The 17,560-nt window shown below is 40.7% G+C and carries 10 protein-coding genes; 9 read left to right on the top strand and 1 reads right to left on the bottom strand.

Annotated features, from left to right (window positions below):
* Positions 1-15: 15 nt before the first annotated feature.
* The 6 genes from RM539_RS00550 to RM539_RS00525 all read left to right on the top strand — a co-directional run bounded on the left by RM539_RS00550 (position 16) and on the right by RM539_RS00525 (position 6,586).
* The gene (locus tag RM539_RS00550) at positions 16-1,836 is read left to right on the top strand and encodes a cytochrome c oxidase subunit I (protein WP_311501517.1); all 1,821 of its coding nucleotides are present in this window, start codon (positions 16-18) and stop codon (positions 1,834-1,836) included.
* Positions 1,837-1,953: 117 nt separating this feature from the next.
* Positions 1,954-2,976 carry a Holliday junction branch migration DNA helicase RuvB gene (gene ruvB / locus RM539_RS00545; protein ID WP_311501516.1) on the top strand — a complete coding sequence of 341 codons (1,023 nt, stop codon included), beginning with the start codon at positions 1,954-1,956 and terminating at the stop codon, positions 2,974-2,976.
* A 149-nt stretch (positions 2,977-3,125) separates the two neighbouring features.
* Positions 3,126-4,454 carry a cytochrome P450 gene (locus RM539_RS00540; RefSeq protein WP_311501515.1) on the top strand — a complete coding sequence of 443 codons (1,329 nt, stop codon included), beginning with the start codon at positions 3,126-3,128 and terminating at the stop codon, positions 4,452-4,454.
* Positions 4,451-5,374, top strand: a complete 924-nt coding sequence (gene queG, locus RM539_RS00535) for a tRNA epoxyqueuosine(34) reductase QueG (protein ID WP_311501514.1) — start codon at positions 4,451-4,453, stop codon at positions 5,372-5,374. The genes RM539_RS00540 and queG overlap by 4 nt, the downstream gene beginning before the upstream one ends.
* A 128-nt stretch (positions 5,375-5,502) precedes the next feature.
* Positions 5,503-5,994, top strand: coding sequence for an RNA polymerase sigma factor (locus RM539_RS00530; RefSeq protein WP_311501513.1), 492 nt, complete (start codon positions 5,503-5,505; stop codon positions 5,992-5,994).
* Positions 5,978-6,586 carry a hypothetical protein gene (locus RM539_RS00525; protein WP_311501512.1) on the top strand — a complete coding sequence of 203 codons (609 nt, stop codon included), beginning with the start codon at positions 5,978-5,980 and terminating at the stop codon, positions 6,584-6,586. Before RM539_RS00530 ends, RM539_RS00525 begins: the two co-directional genes overlap by 17 nt.
* Positions 6,587-6,721: 135 nt before the next feature.
* Here RM539_RS00525 and RM539_RS00520 read toward each other — a convergent pair whose 3' ends face one another.
* A complete protein-coding gene (locus RM539_RS00520; RefSeq protein WP_311501511.1) occupies positions 6,722-7,180 on the bottom strand; it encodes a hypothetical protein in 459 nt (152 codons plus the stop codon).
* Between the two features lie 212 nt (positions 7,181-7,392).
* Here RM539_RS00520 and RM539_RS00515 point away from each other — a divergent pair, with 212 nt between their 5' ends.
* The 3 genes from RM539_RS00515 (at position 7,393) to sov (ending at position 17,530) form a co-directional block, all read left to right on the top strand.
* The gene (locus tag RM539_RS00515; RefSeq protein ID WP_311501510.1) at positions 7,393-9,684 is read left to right on the top strand and encodes an NADP-dependent malic enzyme; all 2,292 of its coding nucleotides are present in this window, start codon (positions 7,393-7,395) and stop codon (positions 9,682-9,684) included.
* An 86-nt stretch (positions 9,685-9,770) separates the two neighbouring features.
* Positions 9,771-10,352: a Holliday junction branch migration protein RuvA gene (gene ruvA, locus RM539_RS00510; protein ID WP_311501509.1), complete on the top strand. Its 582-nt coding sequence runs from the start codon at positions 9,771-9,773 to the stop codon at positions 10,350-10,352.
* Positions 10,353-10,378: 26 nt separating this feature from the next.
* On the top strand, positions 10,379-17,530 hold the full coding sequence (gene sov / locus RM539_RS00505) for a T9SS outer membrane translocon Sov/SprA (RefSeq protein ID WP_311501879.1): 7,152 nt from the start codon (positions 10,379-10,381) through the stop codon (positions 17,528-17,530).
* Positions 17,531-17,560 lie beyond the last annotated feature (30 nt).

Genomic DNA, 17,560 nt, shown 5'->3' with positions numbered 1-17,560 from the left:
TAAAGAAGTACAGATATGTCAGCAATAGCAAACGCACCGGCTCACGATCATCACGATGATCATGGACATCATCATAAACAAACATTTATAACAAAATATATTTTTAGTCAGGATCATAAGATGATTGCCAAGCAATATCTTATCACCGGACTTTTAATGGGAGTTATAGGTATTGCCATGTCTATCCTTTTCAGGATGCAACTGGCCTGGCCCGGGGAATCTTTCTGGGTTTTTGAAGTATTATTGGGAAAATGGGCGCCAGATGGTGTAATGTCTCCTTCCATTTATCTGGCTTTGGTGACTATCCATGGTACCATTATGGTTTTCTTTGTGCTTACTGCGGGCTTAAGTGGTACATTTAGTAACCTTCTTATTCCGTTGCAGATTGGTGCGCGTGATATGGCATCTGGATTTTTGAACATGGTTTCTTACTGGTTGTTCTTCCTGTCCTGTATTATCATGTTAAGTTCTCTTTTTGTGGAATCCGGGCCTGCCATGGCGGGATGGACCATTTATCCGCCGCTTAGTGCATTGCCTCAGGCAATTAGTGGATCTGGTACGGGTATGACCTTATGGTTGGTGGCAATGGCTGTGTTTATTGCTTCCTCACTTCTTGGATCATTAAATTATATTGTAACTGTACTCAACCTGAGAACCAAAGGTATGTCTATGACCAGGCTGCCTTTAACTATCTGGGCATTTTTTGTAACTGCAATTATCGGGGTGGTATCTTTCCCGGTGTTGCTTTCAGCTGCACTACTTCTTATTATGGACCGTAGCTTTGGAACATCATTCTTCCTCAGTGATATATTTATCCAGGGAGAAGTACTGGCACATCAGGGCGGTTCACCGGTTCTTTTTGAACACCTTTTCTGGTTCCTCGGCCATCCGGAAGTTTATATTGTAATTCTACCGGCCCTGGGTATTACTTCAGAAATTATTGCCACCAACTCCCGTAAACCCATTTTCGGATATCGTGCGATGGTTGCATCTATACTGGCAATTGCATTCCTTTCTACAATTGTATGGGGACACCACATGTTTGTATCTGGTATGAACCCGTTCCTTGGTTCGGTATTTACCTTTACAACATTGTTGATTGCGATCCCTTCAGCTGTAAAAGCCTTTAACTACATTACCACTTTATGGAAAGGAAATTTACAGATGAACCCTGCAATGTTATTTTCCATAGGTTTGGTTTCAACTTTTATTACTGGTGGTTTAACAGGTATTATTTTGGGAGATTCCACTCTGGATATCAACGTGCATGATACTTACTTTGTGGTTGCTCACTTCCACCTGGTAATGGGTATATCAGCACTCTATGGTTTGTTTGCCGGTGTTTATCACTGGTATCCGAAGATGTTTGGAAGAATGATGAATAAAAACCTTGGTTATATCCATTTCTGGGTAACTGCTGTTGGAGCCTACGGAGTCTTCTTTCCGATGCATTTTATTGGTATGGCAGGTCTTCCAAGAAGATATTACACTAACACAGCATTCCCTTATTTTGATGATCTGGCAGATGTAAATGTAATTATTACTGTTTCGGCTATTATTACCGCATTGGTACAGTTGGCATTTATTTACAACTTCTTCAGCTCTATGTTCTTCGGAAAAAGAGCTGTTCAGAATCCATGGAAATCGAATACTCTTGAATGGACTACCCCGGTGGAGCACATTCATGGGAACTGGCCTGGCGCTATTCCTTCCGTCTATCGTTGGCCTTATGATTATAGCAAAATAAATGAAGATGGAGAATATGTAATTCATGGTCAGGATTTTGTTCCGCAGACCACACCACTTCAAAAAGATGAAGAAGAACTAAATCATTAAAATTTCTTTTATAATTTATACAAAAAGCCTTTTCTTACCGAAGAGGCTTTTTCTTTTTATATTTGTTCAGCAGAAGGCTGAATCTTAAATAAAGCCCTACTGCCAATAAAATATGCTATGAACGAAAATCTTGATCCTACCGGTGAGAATTTTTCTCCGGAAGAATTTGATATTGAAAGAGCACTGCGTCCCCTCAGTTTTGATGACTTTGCAGGGCAGGATCAGGTGCTGGAAAACCTGAAGGTTTTTGTTCAGGCAGCGAATTTAAGAGGTGAGGCTTTAGACCATACTTTATTTCATGGTCCTCCGGGCCTGGGGAAAACCACCCTTGCCCATATCCTGGCTAATGAACTTGATGTGAGCCTTAAAGTTACCTCCGGCCCTGTGCTGGATAAACCAGGAGATTTAGCAGGTTTACTTACCAATCTTGAAGAACGTGATATTCTTTTTATAGATGAAATCCACAGGTTGAGCCCTGTAGTGGAGGAGTATTTGTATTCCGCAATGGAAGATTATCGAATTGATATTATGATAGAGTCAGGGCCCAATGCCCGTACGGTTCAAATAAATCTCAGTCCTTTTACCCTTGTTGGCGCAACTACCAGGTCTGGTTTGCTTACCGCGCCTATGCGGGCAAGATTTGGAATTTCCAGCAGGTTACAATATTACTCTACCGAACTGCTTTCTGATATCGTGCAGCGTAGTGCTGAAATTCTTAAAGTTCCTATTACTTTGGATGCGGCAATAGAAATCGCCGGTCGTAGTAGAGGTACACCGCGTATTGCAAATGCACTACTTCGCAGAGTGCGCGATTTTGCCCAGATAAAGGGTAATGGGAAAATAGATATTGAAATTTCCAAATATGGGCTTAAAGCACTTAATGTAGATGCGCACGGCCTGGACGAGATGGATAACAAGATACTGAGTACGATAATTGATAAATTTAAAGGTGGTCCTGTTGGGATCACTACTTTGGCCACGGCAGTGAGCGAAAGTGCCGAGACAATTGAAGAAGTTTACGAACCTTTCCTTATTCAGCAGGGGTTTATTTACAGAACGCCCCGCGGCCGTGAAGTTACTGAAGCTGCTTATAAGCATCTCGGCAGGATTAAAGATAACATGCAGGGAGGACTTTTTTAGTAGATGGATGGGAGTAACAGACCCCACGTTTTAAACCTGTGAGGTCTTGATAACCCAACTGAATGAAAACTGAAAATATAATACTGTGTTCTCCTGTTTTAATGGAAGAATTTATCGAGGCCGGAGGAGGTCAAATCTAATATGACCAGATGAAAAATATGATTCCAACAGTTTCTACTTTTCAGTTTTTAAAGAATGCCAATCGTATTCTGCGGAATCCCTTACCCTTCCACCATGAAAATTTTGAAAAATTCGGTGATGTTTTTCAGATAGATCTAGGCTTCGGCAAGAAAATAATCTTTTGCAGGAATGCCGGCCTGGCTAAATATGCCCTTCAGAAGAATCAGAAAGACTACCATAAATCTGAAATTCAGACTAAAGAAATGGCCAAGTATATTGGCCACGGACTTCTTACCACCGATGGTGAAAAGTGGAAGAAACAGCGGCGAATGATTCAGCCGGCCTTTCACAAAAAACAACTGGCCCGGCTTCTGGAAAGTATAGATTCAGCTATAAAAATTGAGCTGGATAAGATTAAACCAAATAAGGAAACTGATATTTTTCCAATTTTTAATGATCTGGCTTTTCAAACCGTGGTGCAATCGTTATTTAGTGGTGCGGCTAATCAGGAAGAAATTGACCGGCTGCAATATATCACCGAAGCCGCTCAGAAAATGCTGGTAAAAGAACTACGTCAGCCTTTCAAGAGATGGTATTTTCACCTTACGGGAAAAATAAGGCATCACCTTCAGCTTACACAGGAGGCGCGTGATATTCTGAAGAAAATAGTGGCAGAACGTAAGGCAGGTGGAAAGCGGTATGATGATTTGCTGGATATGTTGCTGGACGCCCGTTATGAAGATGGCAATGGGATGGATGAAGAACAGCTGATAGATGAAATTCTAATTCTCTTTACTGCAGGCCATGAAACTACATCAAATGCGCTGACTTTTATTGCTGAATTGCTTGCAAAACATCCGGAAGTTCAGGAGAAAATTTCTGCAGAAACTAAGAAAGCAAAGGCAGGCTCTGAAAATCTTTTTCAATTTCTAAAATCCTGTACATATACTGCTGCCGTAATAGAAGAATCCATGCGCTTATATCCGCCGGTTTATTTTATAGATCGCGTGAATCTTGAAGAAGATGAATATGAAGGAATTTCTATTCCGAAAGGTTCCAGCCTGTTGTTCTCTATGTTTGAAATCCACCGGCACAAATCGCACTGGGAAAATCCTGAAAAATTTGATCCGGAAAGATTTATGGGAGAGAATAATCATGAGCCATTTTATTATCCTTTTGGTGCCGGCCCCAGGAAATGTATTGGCAACAATTTTGCAATGTATGAGATGATTATAGCTGTGGCAGAATTGGTTTCACGCTATAAAATATCGGGTGCTTCAGGAAAAATTGAAGTTTTGCCATTGATAACGCTGAAACCAAAAAATGCCCTCCTAAAATTTAGTCCAAGATCGTTATGAGTAATGAAGGGAAATATTCTGAAATGATTAAAACCGAAGCTAAACGTCTCGGTTTTCTGTCATGCGGAATTTCCAAAGCTGAATTTCTTGAAGAAGAGGCTCCACGGCTGGAAGAATTTCTGAATAAAAACCGCCACGGCGAAATGCAGTGGATGGAAAATCATTTTGATAAACGCCTTGATCCCACAAAACTCGTTCCCGGTTCAAAAAGTGTAATTTCCCTGTTGCTGAATTACTATCCTCACGATTTTCAAAATAACGATTCTTATAAAATCAGCAAATATGCCTTCGGCCGGGATTATCATTTTGTGATAAAAGATAAACTGAAGCAGTTGCTTAATTTCATGCAGGATGAAATTGGGGAAATTGAAGGCCGTGCTTTTGTAGATTCGGCGCCTGTTTTGGATAAAGCCTGGGCCGCCAGAAGTGGACTGGGCTGGATTGGTAAAAATTCCAATCTGCTTTCCAAACAAACCGGCTCCTTCTTTTTTATTGCTGAACTTATTGTAGACCTGGATCTGGAATATGACATGCCGGTTACCGATCACTGCGGAAGCTGTACCGCATGCATTGATGCCTGTCCTACAGATGCCATTGTGGAACCTTATAAGGTAGATGGCAGCAAATGTATTTCTTACTTCACGATTGAACTTAAAGATGAGCTGCCAAACTCTTACAAAGATAAGTTTGACGACTGGATGTTTGGCTGTGATGTTTGCCAGGACGTTTGTCCCTGGAACCGGTTTTCAAAACCACATAATGAGCCGCTTTTTAACCCGCACCCGCAACTGCTGGAAAATGATAAAAAAGATTGGCAGGAAATTACCAAAGAAACCTTCAATGAAATCTTTAAAAAATCGGCTGTAAAAAGAACAAAATATGAGGGATTGATACGAAATCTCAGGTTTTTAGAGAAATAGCTTAAATAATCGCAATATATATTATTTAAGTCCTTCATTGTCTATATCTGTGTATCACAGCATCACAAATTTTTTTTCAGTTATTGTAATAAACCGGTTTTTTTGTCACTAAACAGGTAAAGACCATTTTGAGTAAAGATTTCTACACCCAGTTTATTCTGCCATACGCCGGGATTATCATTAAGATATGCAGGGCATATACCGATACAGAAGAGGATTTTCAGGACTATTACCAGGAGGTTTGTCTGCAAATATGGAATAGCCGTAAAAACTTTCAGGAAAAGTCAAAATGGTCTACCTGGGTTTACAGGATTTCCCTTAATGTATGTATGAGCCTTTTAAGGAAGAGGAAAAAGAAACAGGTTTATTCTTCCGATCACATTGAAGTGCAAAATATCCCAGATGCCGAAAACTCCTTCCAGGATGAATCTTTACAATTATTGTATAGGGCAATACGGCAACTATCAGAATTAGACCGTGCTATAATTTTGCTTTACCTGGAAGAAAAATCTTATAAAGAAATTGCAGAAATAATTGGAACTACACCAAATAATATTGGGGTGAGAATAACCCGAATTAAGAAACAAATCAAAAAAATACTTGATGGAAAAATCTATTGAAAATATCTGGAAAAAAGGATTTGAAGCTGAAGAAAAACTTTCGGCTCCGGTGGTGTCAAATTTGTATGAAAGGAAATCGGCACTTCTTATTGAACAAATAAAGAGGGCCACTAAAAAGGATAATTTAAGCTTAATTCCAGTTGGAGTTGTGATTTTTGGTATCCTGGTTTTTATGGGTAAACTCTTGCTGGGTTTTTATGTTGCTGCTTTAATTACTGTACTTTATTTTTTGAACAAGAAAAAGCTGAAAGAGCTGGATACACTTGATGTTAGAAATAGCACCTATGATTATCTCTTAAACTATAGAACTCAGGTTAAAAGTATTATGAGATATTCTACATGGCTCATGGGAGTTGGATTTCCTTTAGTGACTATTCCAGCGTATTGGATGTTTTTTAGGGGTAGCAAACTAATGACCGGCTTTAAGCAACTCCCGTTATCTGAGGAAATTTTGATTTTTTCGGGTGTGGCTGCATTGCTTTCAGTATTAGGAGTTTTAGCTTATCGAATAAGTACTAAAATAATCTACGGAAGTTTGCTGGCTAAATTGGAAAGCACCATTGAAGATATGGAGGAATTAATGAAAAATTAGCTATCATCTTATGTTAAGGAAGAGAGTTGCAGTGGTACCTTATTCAGTCATTTTCAAAAAAAATCGGCCGTAAAAAGAACAAATAGGAGGGATTGAAACGAAACCTTAAATATCTGCAAAGTTAGTGCTGTGGGTTTATTGCTTCTTTCCATTCCTTTCAAAATCTTTGTAACTTTTAAAAACTTCAGTATTAAAGGTAATGGGGATCACATGTTGTATGGCAACATTCTTCGAATTTTTCCTGGCAGGATGTTCTATCTTTAAATCAGCAAATAATCGCAACGCCTCTTCTTTTAAAAATTTATTTCGTGTTCTAACATTTACCTGTCTAACTACTGCTTCCTCAGTAACTATAAATTGTACATAGGCTTTGCCTGGTAAATTTCGATGGTCCACCAACTTCATGATATCTATGTTTTGATGAATATATTCATTTAACCCGGTAGTAAAACATTCTTTGCTGTTAAGGCTGTCAGCGCATTTAATAATAAAGGGTGCTTCATCAACTTCGGCAAGATTAAATATTTTGGTTTGTGCTTGGAGATTTAAAGCACATAAAGTGTAAAAGGAAAACATTACGGCAATTTGTTTCATAACAATCATAGTTTAAGCACTAAAATAGCATTATTTTATGTACATATAAATTGCTGTAATTCAATTTAGTTTTCTAAATGGTTGGCACCTTCAAAATCTTTGTATCCCTTCTTCTCTTCCGAAGAGGATAATATCTTACAAACATTTTAAAATATATAATTAGTTATTGTGGGTAAGCTTCCTAACTTTGTAAATCAGGTAAAAAAAATATCATGGATAACAAAGCAAGGAAAAGACGCGAAGCACTGGTTTATCACGCAAAACCAAAACCGGGAAAAATTGAAGTTGTGCCCACTAAGAAATATGCAACCCAAAGGGACCTTTCCCTGGCATATTCCCCCGGCGTGGCAGAACCTTGCCTTGAAATTGAAAAAGATAAAGACAATGCCTACAAATATACCACTAAGGGAAACCTGGTAGCGGTGATTTCTAATGGTACTGCTGTATTGGGGCTAGGCGATATTGGCCCGGAAGCTTCCAAACCTGTAATGGAGGGGAAAGGCCTGCTGTTTAAAATATTTGCTGATATTGATGTTTTTGATATTGAAGTGGACACTAAAGATGTGGACAAATTCATTGAAACCGTTAAAAATATTGCGCCTACATTCGGCGGAATCAACCTTGAAGATATTAAGGCGCCCGAAGCTTTTGAAATTGAGCAGCGCCTAAAGGCTGAACTGGATATCCCGGTAATGCATGACGATCAGCACGGGACTGCAATTATCTCGGCGGCAGCCTTATTAAATGCCCTTGAACTCGCTGAAAAGAAGATAGAAAATGTAAAGATTGTGGTGAGTGGCGCCGGTGCTGCAGCCGTTTCCTGTACCAAGCTTTACAAATCTTTTGGTGCCAAAGCTGAAAATATAGTAATGCTGGACAGTAAAGGAGTGATCCGCAAGGATCGTCCGGGGATTTCTGAAGAGAAAATTGAATTCGCTACTGAAAGGAAAATTGATACCCTTGAGGAAGCCATGAAGGATGCCGATGTATTTATAGGGCTTTCCATTGCGAATATTGTTTCTCCTAATATGCTTAAAAGCATGGCCAAAACACCTATTGTTTTTGCCATGGCCAATCCAAATCCCGAGATAGATTACCAATTGGCTATGGATACCCGGGACGATATCATTATGGCTACCGGAAGAAGTGACCATCCTAATCAGGTAAATAACGTACTTGGTTTTCCTTTCATTTTCCGTGGCGCACTGGACGTGCGTGGAACAAAAATAAATGAGGAAATGAAAATGGCAGCGGTAAAAGCCCTTGCCGAACTGGCAAAGGAAGCTGTGCCGGAACAGGTAAATATTGCTTACGGGGAAACCCGCCTTAATTTTGGGGCAGATTATATTATTCCGAAGCCGTTCGATCCACGTTTAATTGCGAAGGTGCCGCCGGCAGTTGCCATGGCAGCGATGCAAAGTGGTGTCGCCAGGCAGCCTATTCAGGATTGGCAAAAATATGAAGATGAACTCCTGGAACGCATGGGCAACGAAAATAAAATTACCCGTTTGCTCATTAACCGTGCTAAAATAAATCCGAAACGAATTGTTTATGCTGAAGCAGATCACCTGGATGTGCTTAAAGCTGCCCAAATCGTTAAAGATGAAGGAATAGGAACTCCAATTTTACTGGGAAGAAGGGAAGTGATTGAGGAATTAATGAAGGAGATAGATTTTGATGCATCCGATGTTGAAATAATCGATCCCATTTCTGATGAGGAGGAAGAGCACAGGAAAGCTTATGCACAGGTTTACTGGAAAACCAGGAGCAGGAATGGAATAACGCTTTACGATGCTGAAAAGCTGATGCGCGAACGCAACTATTTTGCTGCCATGATGGTAAATGAAGGTGATGCCGATGCCTTACTTTCAGGCTATTCCAGGGCATATCCAACTGTGGTGAAGCCTATGCTGGAACTTATAGGGATGGCAAAAGGAGTAACAAGGGTGGCCGCTACCAACGTTATGAATACCTCCCGCGGCCCTATCTTTATAAGTGATACCTCCATTAATATAGATCCCTCAGCTAAAGATCTTGCTAAAATTGCCCAAATGACTGCCCGAACGGTACAATTGTTTGGTATGGATCCGGTAATTGCCATGATTTCTTATGCTAATTTTGGTTCTTCAAAAGACCCGAGGGCGAAAAAGGTGAAGGAAGCGGTTACTTACCTGCATCGCTTTCATCCTGAATTAAATGTGGATGGGGAATTACAAACAGATTTTGCCCTTAATAAAGAAATGCTGGAGGGAAAATTCCCTTTTTCAAAACTGGCCGGAAAGAAAGTAAATACTCTGATTTACCCTAATCTAGATTCCGCCAACAGCACTTACAAACTTATTAAAGAACTTAATAATGTAGATTCCATAGGGCCTATTATGATGGGTATGAAAAGACCGGTACATATACTTCAGCTGGGAGCCAGTGTGGAAGAAATGGTAAATATGTCTGCCGTGGCTGTGGTAGATGCCCAGGAAAAGGAAAAGAAGCTAAAGAAACAATAACAATATGAGGCATTTAATAACATAAATGCGGTATTGGCCTTTGCTTTATTTTACTACATTTGGGATCTTTAACTTTCTGTTAACGCATGATCCACCATTTAAAAGGGAAGCTTGTTGAAAAGAACCCTACATATGTCGTTGTAGAATGCGGCGGTGTTGGTTATTTTCTCCATATCTCCCTGCATACATTTTCGTTAATTCCGCAAGATGAAGCTGTGAGCCTGTATACTCATTTACAAGTGAAAGAGGATTCCCACACTCTTTTCGGCTTTAAGGAAAAATCTGAGAGAGAGATCTTCAGGTTGCTCATTTCGGTATCCGGAGTGGGGGCAAGCACCGCCAGAACTATGCTTTCTTCCTTAGAGCCCGGGCAAATTAAGGAAGCCATTGCAGCCGGGGATGCTGCAACTATTCAAAGTATTAAAGGTATAGGAACTAAAACCGCCCAGCGCGTAATTCTCGATTTAAAGGATAAAATTCTTAAAGTTTTTGGTGAAGATGAAGTTTTTGCTTCTTCAGACAATACTGTAAAGGAAGAAGCGTTATCTGCACTGGAAACCCTTGGTTTTGCCCGAAAACAAGCTGAAAAAGTCATTGATAAAATTTTGAAGGAAAGCCATGCCCCAACCGTTGAGTCTTTGATAAAACAGGCGCTTAAAAATTTATAATTACTTTGAAGAACAATTACTTGCAAATGCCAACATCGGGATGGTCTACCTTAGTGTTGCTATTAGTAATTTCTTTTAAACTCTCTGCCCAGGAAGAGGGGCAAACCCCGCAGGATACTACTCAAACCGGTTATGTGCTTGGGGAAATTTCCCTGCCCGATCCGGAGAGTATTGTCACAAAATACGAATATGATCCCCTGCTGGACAGGTACATCTACCGGCGCACCCTGGGGGATATCAATTTTTCCCTCCCGCTTATTCTTACTCCTGAAGAATATGAAGACCTGGTGCTTCAGGAGGAAATGCAGAATTATTTTAAGCTGAAGAACGATGCCCTTGCCGGAAATAAAGAAGGAGCTGAAGAAATCCAGAGGGATCTCCTGCCCGACTTCTATGTAAACAATAATTTCTTTGAGAGTATTTTTGGGGGAACCGAAATTAATATAGTCCCGCAGGGTACAGTTGAAATGGATCTGGGATTGCTGTACACCCGGCAGGATAATCCTGCATTTTCTCCCCGAAACCGCAGTAACCTCAGTTTTGATTTTGATCAACGCATTAGCTTAAGCATGATGGGGAACATTGGGAGTAGACTGGCTGTAACTGCAAATTATGATACTGAATCTACTTTCGATTTTCAGAACCAGTTAAAACTGGAATATTCACCTACCGAAGATGATATTGTTAGAAAAATTGAAGTGGGTAATGTAAACATGCCGCTCAATTCGGCATTAATACAGGGCGCGCAAAGCCTTTTTGGTTTTAAAACCGAACTGCAGTTTGGTAAAACTACCATAACCGGCGTTTTTTCTGAACAAAAATCTGAACGTCGTACGGTGAATGTTGAAGGTGGTGCCACGGTTGAAGATTTTGAGCGTTTTATCCTGGATTACGACCAGGACCGGCACTTTTTTCTTGCACATTACTTTCGGGACCATTATAACGAAGCCCTGGAAGATTATCCTTTTATCAATTCTAATATTCAGGTTAAACGTATTCAGGTATGGGTGACAAACAGGACCAATAACGTGCAAAACTTGCAGGATACACGTAATATTGTGGGTATTCAGGACATAGGAGAAACTAATGTACCCGGGAATATCGGCGTGGAATCACCGCCTGCCGGCTTCTTTAATTTACCGCCCGGTGCATATCCTGATAATGATAATAACGATTTTAATCCTTTTGGAATAACAGGTACTTCCCAATCTGTTTTAACCCCGGCAATAAGGGATGTAGCTACTGTAGACAGAGGATTTGGCGGAGTGACAGTTTCTGAAGGAACAGATTATGTGAAGCTGGAAAACGCACGCCAGCTTCAACCTAATGAATTTACCCTGAATACCCAGCTGGGGTATATTAGCTTGAACCAGCGCCTGAGCAATGATGAGGTTTTGGCCGTGGCATTTCAATTCACCGTAAACGGAGAGGTTTACCAGGTAGGAGAATTTGCCAATGACGGGGTGAATGCAACAGGAGATGTAAGCGTGAACAATGATCCTGATGCCAATCCGCGATCTAACCGAAACCTGGTGGTGAAGCTGTTAAAAAGTACCATTACCAATGTGAATGAACCTATCTGGGACCTGATGATGAAAAACATCTATAGCCTTGGTGCCTATCAGTTGGAACGGGAAGATTTCAGAATGAATATTCTGTATACAGATCCGCAACCGCTTAATTATATTAAACCTGCGGCAGATGCCTCGCTGCCTTTGCCTGAAGATGTTCAGGAAACACCATTGCTTCGGGTTTTTCGCCTCGATAAACTAAATACCAATAGTGATCCTATAAATGGAGGGGATGGTTTCTTTGATTATGTGCCGGGAATTACCATAGATCCAGAAAATGGAAACGTGATTTTTACCACTGTGGAACCTTTTGGTGAATATTTATTTAATAAACTGGATGTCACTCCCAACAGCGGGACAGAGCTTTATGATCTTCCTTCCACATGGAATGAGAATCAGGAAAAATATGTATTCAGGTCACTTTACCGTACCACCAAAACCCAGGCAGAACAGGAGGACGCCGATAAAAATAAGTTCCAGTTAAAGGGAAGGTATACTTCCGGTGAAGTGGAGGGAATTCCTATTGGCTTTAACCTGCCGCAGGGGTCTGTTACGGTTACTGCCGGAGGCCGGGTGCTTCAGGAAGGCGTGGATTATGTGGTGAATTATGAATTAGGCAGGGTTCAGATTTTGGATGAAGCGCTGTTGGCTTCAGATATTCCTATTCAGGTAAATACCGAAACCAATGCATTATTCGGGCAGCAAACCAAGCGGTTTACAGGTATTAATGTGCAGCACCTTATTAATGAAAATTTTCTTGTGGGAGGTACATTTCTAAATTTAAAGGAAAAACCACTTACCCAAAAATCTAGTTATAGTTATGAACCTATCAATAATTCTATTTTTGGTGTAAACCTTAATTACGCGACTGAAGTTCCATTCTTCACCCGGCTTGTGAATAAGCTGCCCAATATAGACACCGATGTTAAATCCAATCTTTCGGTACGGGGGGAATTTGCATATTTATTACCCGGTGCTCCTGCTGCAAGCGATTTTGAAGGAGATGTTACCACCTATGTAGATGATTTTGAGGCTTCACAAACTTCTATAGATATTAATTCACCTCTTAGCTGGGAGCTTTCCAGTGTACCCCTGGGCTTTGGTGGGGAATTGGCGAACGGATCTATAGAGTATGGATACAAAAGAGCCAAATTGTCCTGGTACACGGTAGATCCCATTTTTTATACCAGCAGCAGGCCTGATGGTATTACAGATGCTGAACTTTCCAACTTCAGGACCCGCCGGGTAGCGCTAAGTGAAATTTTTCCGAATACCGATGTGGTGCAGGGGCAGCCACAGGTGTTGTATACTATGGATGTTTCTTATCTTCCGGAACAAAGAGGTTCATATAATTACAACCCTGCCGCAGCCGGAACGGGTATTTTGCCATCTCCACAACAGAATTTCGCAGGTATAATGAGGGGCATCAATACCACCAATTTTGAACAATCCAATGTGGAGTTTATAGAATTCTGGGTGATGGACCCCTACATCTATGAAGATAACAGGAATGATTCCGGTGGAAAAATTGTCTTTAACCTCGGGAATATATCTGAGGATGTTCTGAAGGATGGAAGGAAACAGTACGAAAATGGCCTTTCCCAGGGTGGCGGAGCAGAAAATGCTATATTAACCAATTTTGCCAAAGTCCCTGCAGATCAGTCCCTGGTTTATGCGTTTGATTCTGAAGGCCAGGCGCGAATAAATCAGGATGCCGGGTATGACGGATTACTTGATGCTGCCGAAGCTGAGTTTTTTCCGCAGTTTGCAGATTCAGAAGATCCTTCTGCAGATAATTTCGAATATTTTCTAAATACCAATGGCGGGATTGTAGAAAGATATCTCAATTACAATAATACAGAGGGTAACTCCCCTACCAATGTAGGAAACACCAATAGGGGGAATACTACCCTTCCTACCACCGAGGATATTAACCGGGACAACACCATGAATACAATTAACAGCTATTTTGAGTATGAAATTCCGTTTTTTCCCGGTATGGGAATAGCCAATAATCAGTATATAACCGATGTGCGGGAGATTACAACCACGCTCAGGAATGGTCAAAACCTTCCGGTAAGATGGTTGCAGTTCAAAATTCCTATTTATGAACCAACCACTGCTTTGGGAGGAATAGCCGACTTCCGGTCCATCAGGTTTATGCGCATGTACCTTACAGGTTTTGAAGATCCTACTCTTTTACGATTCGGAACAATGGACTTGGTAAGAGGCGACTACCGAAGGTACACTCAAAGCCTGAATACCGAAAGCCCCATTCCCGAAAATTCCAATACACTGTTTGAAGTAGCTGCGGTAAATATTGAAGAAAATGAAAACCGGGAGCCTATTCCTTATGTATTACCTCCCGGTGTTCTTCGTGAAGAGTTATATGAAGGGAATACCAATATTCGCCAGAATGAACAATCACTTCTTATCAGAGTTTGTGATCTGGAACCACAGGATGCCCGCGCAGTTTACAAGAACTTTCAACTGGATATGCGGCAGTATGAAAATCTGGAAATGTTTCTTCATGCCGAATCTTTTCTGGGTGAAATTCCTTTAAAAGACGGGCAGTTAGTTGCTTTTATAAGGATGGGAACAGATTTTAAAGAAAACTATTATCAAATTGAAGTGCCTTTATCTCCCACCCAGTTCAATGCAGCTACTGCAGAAGAAATCTGGCCGGACGTAAACCGCCTGAATTTATCCCTGGAACTACTTCAAAAGGTAAAAACTGCAGTTTTGGGAGACCCTTCTTTAAGCACAGGTGAACTTAATTTTTTTACTGAAGATGCTGTGTTAACCGATGCCGAATCTGATTATGAAATGGGCAGACTGCGCATTGGAATAAAGGGGAACCCCAGTTTTGGAAATATTCGCATGCTTATGCTGGGTGTAAAGAACGGCACAAGTACCGAAGGAGTGCAGGATCTTTGTGGAGAAGTATGGTTTAATGAATTAAGGCTTTCCGGTTTAAATAATGAAGGAGGCTGGGCCGGCATAGTAAATATGGATACCAATTTTGCCGATTTTGCCAATGTTTCTGCTACAGGAAGAAGAAGTACTGTTGGTTTTGGTTCTATAGAACAAGGGCCAAACCAAAGGAGCCGTGAAGATTTACAGCAGTATGATGTTGTTACTAATGTAAATTTAGGCCAGGTTTTGCCTGTAGATTGGGGAGTGAGGATTCCATTTAACTACAGCAGGGGGGAAGAACTAATCACTCCAAAATACGACCAGGAATTCTTAGACCTGGAGCTGGACACAAGACTTTCTGCAATTGAAGATACTGAAGAAAGAGAAAGGGTGAAAGAGCAGTCTCAAAGCTATACTAAAAGGCAGAGTGTGAATTTAATCGGGTTGAGAAAGGAACGTATGGGAGATGCCAAACCTATGCCTTACGATATAGAAAATTTTGCTTTCTCAACGTCTTATAACCAGATTGATCACCGGGATTTTGAGATACAAGATGGCATAGATAAAAATGTAAGAGTGGGAGGAACCTATGAGTATAATTTTGTTCCCAAAGTAGTGGAGCCATTTAAGAATATTGCAGCCCTGGACAGTAGTGATTATTTCAACCCCATCAAAGACTTTAATATTAATCTGCTGCCTACAAATATTAATGCGAGTTCAACAATTTTCCGGCAATATAACGAGCAGAAATTCCGCTCTCTGGAACTTTCTGACAATGATATTGGAATCCCCACACTCTACCAACGCAATTATCTTTTTGACTGGCAATACGGGATCAATTATAATTTAACAAAATCCTTAAGCTTCAGTTTTAATGCTTCCAACAACAGGATTATAAGAAACTATATAGATGAAGAAGGTTTTGCAGATAACACTATTGGTCTTTGGGATAATTTCTTCAATGTTGGAGAACCAAACCTGCATTATCAAAGCCTGCAGGTAAATTATGAAATTCCACTGGCGAAAATTCCTGTTTTGAATTTTGTAAAAGCCACTTATACCTACACCGGAGACTTCCAGTGGCAACGAGGTTCTGAGATTTATGACGATCTGGAAGATATACCTGATATTGGAAACAGTGTGCAGAATTCAAATTCTCATCAACTCAATGCCAATCTGGACATGCAGAAGCTTTATGATTATGCTGGGCTTTTAGAAAAGAAGAAAACAAATCCCAAACGAAGTATAAAAGAACGAAGTGCGGGGGTGCCCACTCCCGGTGCTTCAAGAGGTGAGGGTTTGGAAAAACCCGCAGCACCTGTAGAGAATGCCAAAGGCTACGAGACCTGGAACACCTTTATATCTGTTGCAACGGCAATAAAATCTATCCAGGTAAATTACCGGGAAAATCAGGGGATTTTCCTCCCGGGATATATACAAAGCATTGGTTTTATGGGAACCTTACAGCCAAGTACGGGCTTTACCTTTGGGCTGCAGGATGATATAAGATATGAGGCGGCGCGCAAGGGATGGCTAACTTTATTTCAGGATTTTAATCAGCAGTATTCTTCGGTAGAAAGTGAGGAGCTTAATATTCAGTCGGCTATACGGCCAATTCCCGATTTAACTATAGATATTAGTGCAAGAAGGAGCTATGCCGAAACCTATACAGAAAACTATCAGGTAGATCCTCTTTCATTGGAATATCAACCTTTAACCCCCTATAATTACGGGAACTTCAGTATTTCCACCTTAATGATAGGAACAGCATTCAACCAGAGCAATGAACAGTCTTCTGAAAATTTTGAAATCTTCAGACAAAACAGATTGAGGATTGCAAGACGGCTTGCGCAGGAAAGAGGGTTGGACCCAAATGATGTAGATGATGAGGGCTATCCGGTAGGAATAGGTAAAACGAACCAGGCGGTATTATTACCTGCTTTTCTTGCGGCATACTCGGGTACCGATGCCGGTAATGTGAAACTAAGTGCCTTTAGAAGTTTTCCTTTGCCAAACTGGGCGATAAAATATACCGGATTTATGAGGATTGGCTGGTTCAGGGAAAAATTCAGAAGGTTCTCCATGAGCCATGGTTATCAATCAGATTACACCGTTAACCAGTTTCAAACCAATCTGGATTATGATCCTGATAATATTGAGGAAACCAACCAGGCAGGAGATTTTAAAAATCCGGTACTATTTTCCAATGTTGTACTTACCGAATTGTTTACTCCATTGGTGCGGATAGATTTGGAAACCAAAGATGCCATCCAGGTTTTAGCTGAAATTCAAAAGGACCGGGCACTTTCCTTCAGTTTTGATAATAATTTGCTAACCGAGGTAAAAGGGAATGAGTATACGCTGGGACTGGGATACCGCATAAGAGATTTGAAAATTGCTACCAAATTCGGCGGGCGCAACCGCATAATAAGCAGTGACCTCAATATTAAGGGGAATCTTTCGCTGCGGAAGAATAAGACCATCATCAGGTATCTGGATCTTGAAGACAGCCAGGTGGTAGCGGGGCAGGATATATGGGCCATAGGTTTTACGGCAGATTATGCTATAAGCCGAAACCTTACCGCATTGTTGTATTATGAGCATAATTTTTCTGAATATGCAGTGTCTACAGCATTTCCGCAAACTACGATCCGCTCAGGTATAACTTTAAGATATAATTTTGGAAATTAGGCATAGGCCAATTTGAACAATTGCTTTAAA

The sequence above is a fragment of the Autumnicola musiva genome, assembly GCF_031846585.1.
Lineage (GTDB): Bacteria > Bacteroidota > Bacteroidia > Flavobacteriales > Flavobacteriaceae > Autumnicola > Autumnicola musiva.
Note: the sequence above shows the minus strand (reverse complement) of the source record. Positions and strands in the feature narration are given on the sequence as shown.

Bases quoted from the DNA above. Each gene is read 5' to 3' on its own strand.
- RM539_RS00550 (WP_311501517.1), top strand. From the start codon at position 16: ATGTCAGCAATAGCAAACGCACCGGCTCACGATCATCACGATGATCAT.
- ruvB (WP_311501516.1), top strand. From the start codon at position 1,954: ATGAACGAAAATCTTGATCCTACCGGTGAGAATTTTTCTCCGGAAGAA.
- RM539_RS00540 (WP_311501515.1), top strand. From the start codon at position 3,126: ATGAAAAATATGATTCCAACAGTTTCTACTTTTCAGTTTTTAAAGAAT.
- queG (WP_311501514.1), top strand. From the start codon at position 4,451: ATGAGTAATGAAGGGAAATATTCTGAAATGATTAAAACCGAAGCTAAA.
- RM539_RS00525 (WP_311501512.1), top strand. From the start codon at position 5,978: ATGGAAAAATCTATTGAAAATATCTGGAAAAAAGGATTTGAAGCTGAA.
- RM539_RS00520 (WP_311501511.1), bottom strand. From the start codon at position 7,180: ATGAAACAAATTGCCGTAATGTTTTCCTTTTACACTTTATGTGCTTTA.
- RM539_RS00515 (WP_311501510.1), top strand. From the start codon at position 7,393: ATGGATAACAAAGCAAGGAAAAGACGCGAAGCACTGGTTTATCACGCA.
- ruvA (WP_311501509.1), top strand. From the start codon at position 9,771: ATGATCCACCATTTAAAAGGGAAGCTTGTTGAAAAGAACCCTACATAT.
- sov (WP_311501879.1), top strand. From the start codon at position 10,379: ATGCCAACATCGGGATGGTCTACCTTAGTGTTGCTATTAGTAATTTCT.